We start from the raw sequence: 12550 nt of genomic DNA, 5'->3' as shown, positions 1-12550 counted from the left end.
CATGTCGACCTCCCGTTTCGGTTTCGATGCCATAGGCACGGCCTGGGAGGTCGACACGCCTGCACCACTCGATGCCGGAATCCGGGAAGAAATTCTGGGGCTGGTCGTTAGCTTCGATCGCACCTATTCCCGGTTCCGCAAGGACTCGATGATCGCGAGGGTCTCTGAAGCCGTCGACGGTGGCTCGTTCGTCTTCCCATCCGAAGCGGCGGGGATGTTCGATCTCTACGACCGGCTTCACGTAGCTACGGATGGGGCCGTGGATCCTTTGATCGGCCGGGATCTCGAACTGCTGGGCTATGACCGCGAGTATTCGCTGTCGCCACTCCCAATCGACTGCGGACTGCAGCGCGCAAGCTGGCGGCGCGACGTGCTCCGGAATGGAAGCGAGCTATCGACGCGGAAGCCGCTCACGATCGACCTCGGCGCTGTCGGAAAAGGATATCTCGTTGATCTAGTAGCTGATGTCTTGGAGAAGGCAGGGTTCCGAGACTTCATTGTCGACGGCAGCGGAGACATGCGCCACGCTGGTGGAACCGCCCTTGAAGTCGGTCTGGAACATCCTCTCGATCTGACAATGGTGATCGGCGTCGCGAGCCTGCTGAACAGATCTCTCTGCGCTTCGGCAGCCAACCGGAGACGATGGGGCGACAACCTCCATCATGTCCTCGACGGCCGAACGGGGGGTCCCACCATGGATGTCATCGCAACCTGGGCCATCGCCGCCGACACGGCGACTGCGGACGGCCTTGCAACAGCGCTTTTCTTCGGTTCCGCCTCGCGTCTGAAGACCACGTTCGACTTCTCGTACGTCCGCATGTTTGCGGACGGGCGTGTAGAAGTGTCTGAAGACTTCGAAGGCGAACTGTTCATATGAGAAGGGATCGACCATGCGAAACCAGAAAAGCAATATTCTTATGGCTGCGGCACTCTCCGTGGTTCTTTCAGGACAAGCCGAGGCTCAGGGCGTGCGTCCCCCGCAGTACGCCGACGGCGAGTATACGGCGACGGGCGAATACGGCGGGCAGCCCTCTCACATCACCGTCCGAGTGACGCTGAATGACGGAGTCATCACGGCAGTCGCTGTAACACCGCACGCCTACGTGCGTCGCTCCCTAGAACTCCAACGTGCATTCGCGGACGCCGTGCCGAAGGCCGTTGTAGGTAGACGTATCGATCAAGTCAGGGTCGGAAAGCTGGCGGGTTCGAGCGGGACGCCGAAAGGATTCAACGACGCCATACGCCAGGTTAGGGAACAAGCAGCGCGCAGGTAGACAATAAACTACGTCGGTGGTGACCGACAGGCCAGCCTTCTTGGACGCTCAGGCCTCCCAACAACGCTCAGTCCAATTGGAACCATCAAATCTCGAGTGACTCGGAACTCGAGCGTCAATCCGCGTTTATGTGTTCACAGTCCGCGCTTAGTGGTATCTAGTCCGCACTTATGTGGCGATCGAGAACGAGAAAGTTGGCGCACCCGACAGGATTCGAACCTGTGACCTTTGGAATCGGAATCCAACACTCTATCCAGCTGAGCTACGGGTGCATGCCTGAGGCGGTTTGAATCGCCTGTCCGATGGGTGGTTCTTAGCCTAGCTTGCGGCCGGCTTCAATCGCGAATTTCTCAGAAATACCGATGCTTGCGGTTTACGGGGTGTTTTTGTTCGTCAGCCTTGGGGTCGAACGAAAAACTCCGCCGGCCTTGCGGGCGGCGGAGCGGGTTGTCTGGGGCAGGGCGCTTTAGCGGCGCTCAGATCTGCATGGCGCCGGGGCCGGGGATGGCCTTGGGCGGCACCTTGCCGAGGATGATCATCCCCAGCACTTCGTCCTTGGTCACATCTTCGGTGCGGGCGTGGCCCACGAGCTGGCCGTTCTTCATCACCGAGACGCGGTCGGCGAGGTCGAAGACGTCGTGGATGTCGTGGCTGATGAGGAAGATGCCGATGCCTTCCTTCTTCAGCTGCTTGATCAGCTCGCCCACCTGCGCCGTCTCCTGGGGGCCGAGGGCGGCCGTCGGCTCGTCCATGATCAGGATGCGGGCGTTGAAGAGGATGGCGCGGGCGATTGCTACCGATTGCCGCTGGCCGCCGGAAAGCGCCTTCACCGGCTCCTTGAAGCGCTTGAAGTTGGGGTTGAGCCGCCCCATCACCTCGCGCGCCGAAGCCTCCATCGCCACGTCGTCGAGCGTGCCCCAGCGGGTTTTCAGCTCGCGGCCGAGATAGAGGTTGGCGGCGGCGTCGACATTGTCGGCAACGGCAAGCGTCTGGTAGATCGTCTCGATGCCGTATTTCTTGGCATCGCGCGGGTTGCGGATGTCGGCCGGCTCGCCGTTGATCAGGATGTCGCCGCTGTCGCGCTTATAGGCGCCGGAGAGGATCTTGATCAGCGTCGATTTGCCGGCGCCGTTGTGGCCGAGAAGAGCGACCACCTCGCCGGGATAGAGATCGACCGAGGCATTGTCCACGGCGTGGATGCCGCCGAAGGAGATCGAGATGTTTTTCAGTTCCACAAGGGGAGTGCGTTGATCAGCCATGTCTAGGGCTCCTCTCACTTGGCACGGGCGCGATAGACGGTGTCGAGCCAGACCGCCACGACGAGGACAGTGCCGACGACGACGCTCTGCAGCGGGGTGTCGACATGGGCGAGAACCATGCCCGATTGCAGCGATTGCATGACGAGCGCGCCGAGCATGGCGCCGGCAATCGTGCCGGTGCCGCCCGCCAGCGACGTCCCGCCGATCACGGCGGCGGCGATGGTGTAGAGCTCGTCGAGCGTGCCCTGCGAGTTGGTGGCGGCGTTGAGGCGGGCGGTGGAAATCGCCGCCGCAATGGCCGCAAGAACGCCCATCAGCGCGAAGATGCGCACCGTCACCCAGCGGGTCTTGATGCCGGCGAGTTCGGCTGCCTCGGGGTTGCCGCCGATTGCGAAGACGTAGCGGCCGAAGCGCAGGCGGGTGGCGATGAAGGTCATGATGATGCCGACGACGATCGCGATCAGCACCGGCACGGCGATGCCGTAGGGAATGTCCAGGCCGGTTTCGGGCCAGGGGATGTTGTTGGTCTCGGCATATTTCTTGGCGATGTTGATCGGCCAGTAATAGCTGTTGGCGATCGAGACGGCGCCGAGGATCAGCACGCAGCTGAGGACGGCGAGGAAATATTCCGCCCAGATCGGCCGGCGCGGAAAGCCGAAGCGGCGGCGCTGCCGGCGCGAGCCGATAATGCTGGCGATGACGAAGAGGCAGGCGGCGATGCCGACGATCCAGCTCCAGGTGGCGCCGATCGAGCCCTCAGCGCCGCCGCCCATGATGCGGAAGGTCTGGTCCATGGGGGCGACCGTCTGGCCGCTGGTGACGAGCCAGGTCGCGCCGCGCCAGACCAGCAGGCCGCCGAGGGTGACGATGAAGGAGGGAACGTTCAGGAAGGCAATGATCATGCCCTGGAAGGCGCCGATCAGGAAGCCCGCCGCAATGCCGACCAGCAGCGTGATCGCCCAGGTGAAGGGGCTGTCGAAGCCGATATACTCAGGCAGGATTTTCGCCTGGGTCACGCCCATGATCATGCCGCAGAGGCCGAGCACGGATCCGACGGAAAGGTCGATGTTGCGGGTGACGATGATCAGCACCATGCCCGTCGTCATGATCGCGATATCGGTCGTCTGAACCGAGAGGTTCCAGAGATTGCGCGGGGTCAGAAACAGGCCGCCGGTGATGATGTGGAAACCGATCCAGATGATGATGAGCGCGCCGATCATGCCGAGCAGGCGTGTGTCGATCTCGGTCGCGCGGAAGAAGCGGGTCACCGGATTGGCTTCCGCCGTTCGCGGCCCGCTTGATGCTGTTGATTTTACCATTTCGGCCATGGGTTTGCCGTTCCCCCATCATGTTTGGACGGCTGCGCCGGCGTGCCCGAAACTGTGGGCGGCGTCATTCGTCTGTTCTTCAACTGACCATCACGATGCTTCCGGAAACCGTGGCGTGGCGTCGCGACACCCTTCCGGCAGGGAATGCAGGTCCGCGATGGTGCGGCGAGGCGGAGAAACTCATCCTTGGAGGTCTCATCCGCATCCGGCGCCGCAACGGTCTTTCCGCTGCGGCGCCGGCAATTACGTTCGAAGCTTGCTTACTTGCAGGCGGCGACCGTGCCGGCCTTGACGCCTTGGCAGGCTTCAGCCTTGGAGATCCAGCCGGCGTCGATGACGACGTTCAGGTTTTCCTTGGTGATTGCCAGCGGCTTCAGGAAAACCGACTGCATTTCCACGCCCTTCGGGCCGCCCTTGAAAGCCTGGGCGCCGTCGACCTTGCCCATGTCCTTGCCGCCGGCAAGGTCGAGAGCGATTTCGGCAGCGCGCTTGCCGAGTTCGCGGCTGTCCTTCCAGACGGAAACCGTCTGGGTGCCGAGCGCGATGCGGTTCAGCGCCGCCTTGTCGCCGTCCTGGCCGGAAACCGGAACGGAGCCGGCGAGGCCCTGGGCGTCGAGCGCTGCGATCGCGCCGCCGGCCGTGCCGTCGTTGGATGCAACAACGGCGTCAACCTTGTTGTTGTTGGCGGTCAGGAACTGCTCCATGTTGCGCTGGGCGTTCTCCGGCAGCCAGCCGTCCGTATAGGCCTCGCCGACATTCTTGATCTTGCCGGCGTCGATCGCGGCCTTCAGCACTTCCTGCTGGCCCGAGAACAGGAAGTCGGCATTCGGGTCGGAGGACGAGCCCTTGATGAAGACGTAATTGCCTTCCGGCTTGGCCTTGAAGACGCCCTCGGCCTGCAGGCGGCCGACTTCCTTGTTGTCGAAGGTGATGTAGAAGGCAGCCGGATTTTCGATCAGGCGGTCGTAGCCGACGACCGGGATGCCTTCGGCGGCGGCCTTTTCGATTGCCGGGCCGATGGCGTCGGAATCCTGGGCGAGAATGATCAGCGCGTTGGCGCCCTGCGAGATCAGCGATTCGACGTCGGTCAGCTGCTTGGCGGCCGAAGACTGCGCGTCAGCGGAAATATACTTGGCGCCCTTGGCTTCGAGAGCTTTCTTGATCGCGGCTTCATCGGTCTTCCAGCGCTCTTCCTGGAAATTCGACCAGGAAACGCCGACGACGAGATCGGCAGCCATGGCAGCCGTATGCACGGAAACGAGAATGGCCGCGCCTGCCATCAATTTCAAAATAGACTTCATACTATCCTCCCGAGTGAGTTGCGACCGGCCCAGCCCATGCTTCCTCCGGCCACCGCGAAAAGCTGTCGAGGAAAATTCGGATTATTTTCTCGACAGTCGAGAAATTTGATGTCAGAGATTTTTTCGGCTGTCAACACTGGGCCGTCAGCTTATTTTCCCCTGCGGAACGGCGGTTGGCGATGCAGTGGAAGCGAGGGCGGAGAGAAGCATGATGCCGAAAAGTGTGAGCGGTTTTCGGGCGGCATCATGCTCTAACTATTGAATTTTGGCATAGGGGAGAGGGCGGCATTCATGCTGACCAAGTCGAGCACGGAGCTGGTCCGGCAGAGAAACAGCGTGCTCGTGCTGTCCGTGCTGCGCCGTCACGGCGCGCTCGCCCATACCGAAATATCCGATTTCACCGGCCTTTCCTCGGCCACCATCTCGGCGATCACCGCCGATCTGGAACGCGCCCATATCATCGAAAAATCGGAGCAGCAGGCCGCCAGCGGCCGCGGCCGGCCGCGCGTGCTGCTGCGCCAGCGCCGCGATTGCGGCTATCTCATTGTCGTCATCATCTCGTCCGATGCCGTGCAATATTCGCTCGTGGATTATGCCGGCAAGCTGATCGACCGCTTCAGCGAGGAGCGCTCGCATGATCCCGCAGGGGCTGCCCGCTTCGTTGAAGGAGTACGCGCCGGGCTCTCCCGCATTCTCGAGCGCTCCCGGATTTCCCAGGAGAAAGTGCTGCTGATCTCGATCAGCAGCAAGGGCCTGGTCAACTCAACAGAGCCGGTGCTTCTATGGTCGCCGATCTTCGGCAGCGATCAGATCGATTTCGAATCGGTTCTGCGGCCGGACTGGCAGGCCAAGGTCATCCTCGACAACGAGACGCTGCTGGTCGCAGCCGCGCTCGGCGCCCGCGAGGAGGTCGTCAAGGGCGCCGATTTCCGCTCGCTCGCCGCCCTGTCGCTCGGCCACAGCATCGGCCTCGGCATTGTCAGGCGCGGCGGCCAGACCAGCCAGGAGATCTCGGCCCCGAATTTCGGTCACATGCTGCACATGGCGGGTGGCGGTCTCTGCCGCTGCGGCACCCGCGGCTGCATCGAAGCCTATGCCGGCTTCTACGCCATCCTGCGCAGCGCCTTCGAAGTGCCGCTCGATACCATCCCGGCCAAATTCGTCCCCGTCACGGAACTCGACAAAATCGCCGCCAAAGCCCGCCAGGGCCACCGCACCTCCACCATCGCCTTCCGCCAGGCGGGCCTGGCGCTTGGCAACGGCCTTTCCCGCATGCTCAGCCTCACCGAACGCATGCCCATCGCCATCACTGGCCCGGGCACCCGTTATTACGACCTGCTCCGCCAAGGCATCGAAGAAGGCCTCGGCCAGTCCCATATCGTCCGCATGGAAGGCATGCCGGAAATCCGCGTGGTGCCAGACGAACCGATCCTCGTCTTCGAAGGCCATCTTAACCGGGCACTATCGGTGATCGACCAGGATATCGTGATCTCGGGAGGGCAGGGCGGGGATTGAAGCCCCCAGCCCCGGCCTACAGCAGCTTTCGGAAGAACACGACGCGTTGTGTCTCCTCAAATCCCAAAGCGGCATGGAGCGCATGGCTGGCCGAATTCTCAAGCGGTGCGTCAGAGCCAAACTCAACACACCCAAGCGACTTCCCCCAATCGGCAACGGCATTGCAAAGCAGTCCTGCGATACCCTTTCGCCTGTCAACGGGCCGGACATAAATCCCCTCGAGGAACAGAACGGGCGAGCTGCTGCATCCATTCACACAATCATGCCGCAACGTGGCCTCGGCAAACCCGACAGCTTCATTCGCAGCATTTCGAGCGATGAACGCCACTGCTTCTGCATTTTCTGAAAGAAACGCCCGGCTCAACTCACCTCGATGATCTTCAAGCGAGTGATGCGGCCATAGCGCGACGCGAAGCTGCGCCCATGGCTCGACATCTTTTATCGTCCCGACCTCAATCGTCGTTCCCATATCGCGATTCCCTCCTGTCGAAAAAATCCCAATTAAAGTGGTAAGTGCGCAGCTTCACGAAGATATTTCCAGGAAGATAAAGCGCCCAAACACCCATGCCACAAGCTGGTTCGGCACCGTTATAGCGCCACCCACCGTCAGTTAAGCCGGATCCACCACTGACAATGAGCAGGTCGCATCTCCTCATGCATCCTCATTCCTGTGCCCGTCACAGGAATCCAGTGCGCCAAGTCTTTGGGCGCGGGAGACACTTTCTCGTCGAATGAGAGTCATTCACCGCGCCGACGCGCGGTGGCTGGATTCCTGTGACGAGCACAGGAATGACGGCGGGAGAGGTCGCGTCCGCGGTGCTATGTGGCTGCCCAAGACCCCGCCCAATCCCTCCTCACAAGGGGGAGGGGCTTAACCCGTCGCGCCCGACGGCGCCCGAATTCGAAGTCTTGCTTGCTGTCGCGGCACTACAAATTGTTTCGGTGAAGGTCATCGCAAGCGGTGCGGCATCTTAGTCCCTCCCCCTTGTGAGGAGGGGTCCTTCAAACGCTCTGAACCTTTGGCCGGCTCGATCGGCTGCGGCCATGGATTCCAGGCTCAAGGCCTGGAATGACAGAGGCTGGAGATACGCTGCCGCCAAACAGGCCCTCGACATTTCGGATGGCGCGGGTTCCTTTCCCATGCCTGTTATAGCGCCCGCCCGGTGACGCCTCATCCGCTTCGCTGAGTGCGCGTTTGGCGCAAACGCACCTACGACTGCCGGCGGATGTGGCGTGGGTGCTCGGCTGCGCATGACGGAGGATGAGGAACTTCCGGAGCAAAACAGTGGGGAATAGCGCTATGCACAAACGCAAAACGGCCGGGCAAAACACCCGGCCATCTCAAACCTATCCGTTCAAAAGCCAGCTGTCAGCCAATCTTGACGAGTTTGCCTTCCTTGACCGACTGCACCGCCGCATCGGCAAGCACCAGAGCCGCCAGGCCATCGGCGCCGGAAGGCGAAATCTTCGTGCCCTTTTCGATGGCGGCGATGAAGGCGGCGATTTCGTTGGCGTAGGCTTCGGTGTAGCGGGTCATGAAGAAATCATGCAGCGGCGGGCGGGTGTAGCCATCGCCGTTTGCCACTTCGATCGAGACCGGGCGCTGGTTTTCGGCCGCGGCCATGCCCTTGGCGCCGTGCACTTCGATGCGCTGGTCGTAGCCATAGGTGGCGCGGCGGGAGTTGGAAATGACGGCCTGCTTGCCGGATTTGGTCTGCAGGATCACCGAGACGCTGTCATAATCGCCGGCTTCGCCGATCGCCTTGTCGACGAGGACGGCGGCGGTTGCCAGCACCGAGACCGGCTCTTCGCCGAGCAGGAAGCGGGCCATGTCGAAATCGTGGATCGTCATGTCGCGGAAGATGCCGCCCGAGCGCTTGATGTAATCAACCGGCGGGGCGCCGGGATCGCGCGAGGTGATCGTCACCATTTCGACATCGCCGATCTTGCCGTCGTCGATCACCTTGCGCACCGCCATGAAATGCGGGTCGAAGCGACGGTTGAAGCCGACCATCAGCTTGGCGCCGGTCTCTTCCACCACCTTGATGCAGGCCTTGACGCGGGCGACGTCGAGATCAACAGGCTTTTCGCAGAAGATCGCCTTACCGGCGCGGGCGAAGCGCTCGATCAGGTCGGCATGGGTATCGGTCGGCGTGCAGATGACGACGGCGTCGATATCCTTGGACGCCTCGATCGCCTCGATGGTGCGCACTTCGCAGCCATAGGCGGAGGCGATGGCGTCGGCCGCCTGCGGAAAGGCGTCGGCCACCGCGACCAGCGTCGCATTGGCGTCGCCGCTGACGGCTTTCGCATGAACCTTGCCGATGCGGCCGGCGCCGAGAAGACCAAATCTCACTGTCATAGCAACCTCCCTTGAATTCGGAACAAATAAACCGAATTGCCAAAAATCTGGAATTTTCATTCCATCTTCTCTGCGTCGCGTCAAGCCCGCCGCTCTTTCACATTTGCAAGATTCAAACTAAAGACAAGCGCGACAAATGCCATGGCCGGTGTGACACATGCCATGGGCACGGTGACATATGCGACCGCGGGGCACAGATGCAACTGATTGATCCGAACCATCCGGCATACCGGCGCCTTTGGGTGCGTGTCGCCATCGTTGCCGTCTGCTTCGGCTGGGCGGCGTTCGAGATTGTCGGCGGCGATCCCTTCTGGGCGGTGCTTTCGGCCGCGGCGGGCGCCTATTCCTTCTATATGCTGTTCTGGACCTTCAATCCGCAGCCTGAAGTCACCCAGGCGATGGCCGAGCCTGACGTCAATGACGAGGGAGAGGAAGAGCTTGCGGAGATATCCGCGGAAAAGCCCACCAGGGACGGGCAGGCAGACTGAAACCAGTCAGCGGCCCAATCGCCGCAGCGCCTCGTCGATCAGCAGATTGGCCAGCATCATCCGTTTCGTCGCATTCTCGCGGAAGGGCAGCGCGACGCCGTCGGGATGATTGGCGCGGGCGAAGGCGCGGCGCTTCTCGCTGAGCGTCAGCGGCGTGTCGGCGGCCGAGATCGCCAGTTCGGCGGCAACCTCTTGCGGCGCCGTGCGGGTGAGATGGTCGGGCATTGCGGGCTCTGGTTCCGGCAAAGCCGTCGGTTTCTCGGTAAACCCGGCGGCGGCGTCGAGATCCAGATTGTCGAAATAGGCTTCGCCGATCCGCCGCGAGGCGACCGAGACGCCCTCCATGACATCGAAAGCAAAGCCGGTGCCGAGGCCTGCCACACGGTGGGCGGCGGGCGCTTCGGCCTCTTCAGCCGTCTCGTCCTCGGCCTTCAGCCGTTCGAGCACTGATTGAAATACCGACTGTCCGAACAGCATCCCGCATCCTCAAGAGCATCCCGCTGGAAACACCCGACGTGCTCTAATTTTTTCACGCAATTTCCGGACGCAAAAACCGCTGGCGCCTTTTGCTGGAATTGCTCCGGCGCGCATTTAAGATGGGCAAGATGGCGCCGGGCTTGCGGGCCGCGTCAGCCTGCCTGCTTCAGGCTTTCCTCCAGAATGATGTCATAGAGTAGCCTGGCGCTCGGCGGCAGCGCCCGTTCCCTGGCGGTGATCAGGCTGTAAGGCTTGACGTTGATGTCGAAATCGATCGGCAGCGTGCGCACGTCGGAAGCCCTGGCGCTTTGGCTGGAGAGGAACTGGGCGACGTCGGTGGCGACAGGAGCGATCGCATCGGTTTCGCAGACGATGGCGCAGGTTAAAAGCAGCGACGAGGTGTTAACGATATTTTCCGGCAGCGCCACGCCGCGCGACAGGAAAATATCCTCGATCGTCCGGCGCAGCAGCGTGCCCGGCGACTGGAACACCCAGTCGTAATCCCTGATGTCGGAAAGGCTGCTGGTCTTTTTCTTTTTCAGCAGCGGATGGCGGCTGCGCACGATCAGGCAGGCGCGCTCGATGCCGATCTCCGTCACCTCGAACAGGCGCGGGTTGAGATCGTCGGGAATGCGGCTGATGATGAAGTCGTGGTGGGCGGCGAGCAGTTCGCGGGCGAGCACGTTGCTGGTCTCCACCTGGATGTTGATCTCGATGCCGGGATAGGCCTTGCGCACCCTGTTGATCGCCGGCACGACGAGGCTCATGGCCGGCGCCGTCACCGCGCCGATGAAGACCGAGCCGCCCTTGCCGCTCTTCAGTTCGCCGATTTCGCGGCTCGCCTCGCGCAGCTCCAGGAGGATCTTCCGCGCCCGTCTGGCAAGTGCTGCGCCGAAGGTCGTCAGTACCACGCCGCGAGCGACGCGTTCATAGAGCTGGGTCTTGGTAATTGATTCCATTTCGGACAGCATGCGCGATGCCGCGGGCTGTGAAATGTTCAGGACTTCCGCAGCTGCGGAAATCTGTCCGCTATCTTCGATTGCGACGATCATCCGCAGGTGATTCAGCTTAAGTCCTGCACGTAAAAGGCTGTCATTGCCGAAACTATCGCTGTGGATATCGACATGGTCCATCGAAATGGGCTCTGAAACAATCGTCATGGTTGCAGCCTCCTCGCTGCGCTCCATCAAAAGTAATACTTTTTAACGATATACCAAAATTGTTATGCACTTTACCAGTTATTCTATTTGACAGTTATAGGAATCCATACCAGTTTGCCGCCGTGTGCTGGTTGGCACTCAACACGTGTGAGATCGTGGAGGAGACCTACTTCGTTTCTCACCATCTGAAGTAACTATCCAATACGGAACCTGCCACAGTTTCGGGGCGGGCGATTTTTCGTCCGCTGCTCTATTAACAAGGGAGAGAGAAATGAAGTCCATTATCTCATTGATGGCTGCGGCTGCCTTCGGCGTCGCTTCGTTCGTTGCACCGGCAATGGCCGCCGACAAGGGCACCGTCGGCATTGCCATGCCGACCAAGGCTTCGGCCCGCTGGATCGACGACGGCAACAACATCGTCAAGCAGCTCGAAGCTGCCGGTTATGCCACGGACCTGCAGTATGGCGACGACGATATTCCGAACCAGCTTTCGCAGATCGAAAACATGGTCACCAAGGGCGCCAAGGTTCTGGTTATCGCTTCGATCGACGGTACGACGCTTTCCGACGTTCTTCAGAAGGCTCATGACGCCGGCATCAAGGTCATCGCTTATGACCGTCTGATCCGCGATTCGGGCAATGTCGATTACTACGCGACCTTCGACAACTTCCAGGTCGGCGTTCTGCAGGCAAACTCCATCGTTGACGGCCTCGGCCTCAAGGATGGCAAGGGCCCGTTCAACATCGAACTCTTCGGCGGTTCGCCGGACGACAACAACGCCTTCTTCTTCTATGATGGCGCCATGTCCGTCCTGCAGCCCTACATCGACTCCGGCAAGCTCGTCGTGAAGTCCGGCCAGACCGGCATGGACAAGGTCGGCACCCTGCGTTGGGATCCGGCAACGGCCCAGGCCCGCATGGACAACCTGCTCTCGGCTAACTACACCGACGCCAAGGTCGACGCCGTTCTGTCGCCTTACGACGGTCTGTCGATCGGTATCATCTCCTCGCTGAAGGGCGTTGGTTACGGTACGGCTGCTCAGCCGCTGCCGATCGTCACCGGCCAGGACGCTGAAATCCCGTCGGTCAAGTCGATCATCGCTGGCGAACAGCACTCGACGATCTTCAAGGACACCCGCGAACTCGCCAAGGTCACTGTTGCCATGGTCGATGCCGTCATGTCCGGCAAGGAGCCTGAGGTCAACGACACCAAGACCTACGACAACGGCGTCAAGGTCGTTCCGTCCTACCTGCTGAAGCCGGTTGCCGTCGACAAGACCAACTACAAGCAGATCCTCGTCGACAGCGGTTACTACTCTGAAGACAAGCTGAAGTAAGACGTTAAGCAGGAGGCCGGAACCCGCGCTTGCGGGTTCCGGTCTTCGAT

12 protein-coding genes and 1 tRNA gene are annotated in these 12550 nt (G+C 61.2%); 5 read left to right on the top strand and 8 right to left on the bottom strand.

Features of this window, described 5'->3' with window-relative positions; all coding sequences use genetic code 11:
* Position 1 precedes the first annotated feature (1 nt).
* Positions 2-877 carry an FAD:protein FMN transferase gene (locus OS035_RS21730; RefSeq protein ID WP_331814069.1) on the top strand — a complete coding sequence of 292 codons (876 nt, stop codon included), beginning with the start codon at positions 2-4 and terminating at the stop codon, positions 875-877.
* 592 nt (positions 878-1469) lie between these two features.
* Here OS035_RS21730 and OS035_RS21725 read toward each other — a convergent pair.
* The 4 genes from OS035_RS21725 to xylF form a co-directional block, all read right to left on the bottom strand.
* A tRNA-Arg gene (locus OS035_RS21725) sits at positions 1470-1546 on the bottom strand.
* 204 nt (positions 1547-1750) lie between these two features.
* The gene (locus OS035_RS21720) at positions 1751-2533 is read right to left on the bottom strand and encodes an ATP-binding cassette domain-containing protein (protein WP_007630865.1); all 783 of its coding nucleotides are present in this window, start codon (positions 2531-2533) and stop codon (positions 1751-1753) included.
* 14 nt (positions 2534-2547) lie between these two features.
* Entirely contained in the window at positions 2548-3861 is a 1314-nt protein-coding gene (locus OS035_RS21715; RefSeq protein ID WP_097626466.1) for a sugar ABC transporter permease, read from the bottom strand.
* 260 nt (positions 3862-4121) lie between these two features.
* Complete coding sequence (gene xylF, locus OS035_RS21710; RefSeq protein ID WP_183777554.1) at positions 4122-5162, bottom strand: D-xylose ABC transporter substrate-binding protein; 1041 nt, start codon at positions 5160-5162, stop codon at positions 4122-4124.
* Between the two features lie 291 nt (positions 5163-5453).
* On the opposite strand from xylF, the gene OS035_RS21705 reads away from it, so the two are divergent.
* Positions 5454-6677: an ROK family transcriptional regulator gene (locus OS035_RS21705; protein WP_183777555.1), complete on the top strand. Its 1224-nt coding sequence runs from the start codon at positions 5454-5456 to the stop codon at positions 6675-6677.
* A 16-nt stretch (positions 6678-6693) separates the two neighbouring features.
* On the opposite strand, the gene aac(6') is transcribed toward OS035_RS21705, so the two are convergent.
* Positions 6694-7146, bottom strand: a complete 453-nt coding sequence (gene aac(6'), locus OS035_RS21700; RefSeq protein ID WP_331814068.1) for an aminoglycoside 6'-N-acetyltransferase — start codon at positions 7144-7146, stop codon at positions 6694-6696.
* A gap of 900 nt (positions 7147-8046) precedes the next feature.
* A complete protein-coding gene (iolG, locus tag OS035_RS21695) occupies positions 8047-9039 on the bottom strand; it encodes an inositol 2-dehydrogenase (RefSeq protein ID WP_097626475.1) in 993 nt (330 codons plus the stop codon).
* 141 nt (positions 9040-9180) lie between these two features.
* Between iolG and OS035_RS33595 the strand changes: the two genes are divergently transcribed.
* Together OS035_RS33595 and OS035_RS21690 are read left to right on the top strand one after the other, a co-directional pair.
* Positions 9181-9246 carry a hypothetical protein gene (locus OS035_RS33595; RefSeq protein WP_375166088.1) on the top strand — a complete coding sequence of 22 codons (66 nt, stop codon included), beginning with the start codon at positions 9181-9183 and terminating at the stop codon, positions 9244-9246.
* Positions 9237-9527: a hypothetical protein gene (locus OS035_RS21690; RefSeq protein WP_183777556.1), complete on the top strand. Its 291-nt coding sequence runs from the start codon at positions 9237-9239 to the stop codon at positions 9525-9527. The genes OS035_RS33595 and OS035_RS21690 overlap by 10 nt, the downstream gene beginning before the upstream one ends.
* A 6-nt stretch (positions 9528-9533) precedes the next feature.
* On the opposite strand, the gene OS035_RS21685 is transcribed toward OS035_RS21690, so the two are convergent.
* Together OS035_RS21685 and OS035_RS21680 are read right to left on the bottom strand one after the other, a co-directional pair.
* On the bottom strand, positions 9534-10004 hold the full coding sequence (locus tag OS035_RS21685; RefSeq protein ID WP_183777557.1) for a hypothetical protein: 471 nt from the start codon (positions 10002-10004) through the stop codon (positions 9534-9536).
* A gap of 152 nt (positions 10005-10156) precedes the next feature.
* Positions 10157-11164, bottom strand: a complete 1008-nt coding sequence (locus tag OS035_RS21680; protein WP_331814067.1) for a LysR family transcriptional regulator — start codon at positions 11162-11164, stop codon at positions 10157-10159.
* A gap of 271 nt (positions 11165-11435) precedes the next feature.
* Here OS035_RS21680 and chvE point away from each other — a divergent pair, with 271 nt between their 5' ends.
* On the top strand, positions 11436-12500 hold the full coding sequence (gene chvE / locus OS035_RS21675; protein WP_003565744.1) for a multiple monosaccharide ABC transporter substrate-binding protein: 1065 nt from the start codon (positions 11436-11438) through the stop codon (positions 12498-12500).
* The last annotated feature ends 50 nt before the right edge of the window (positions 12501-12550 follow it).

The organism is Rhizobium sp. 268 (assembly GCF_036571585.1).
GTDB lineage: Bacteria > Pseudomonadota > Alphaproteobacteria > Rhizobiales > Rhizobiaceae > Rhizobium > Rhizobium redzepovicii.
This window is presented reverse-complemented; position numbering and strand designations above follow the sequence as displayed.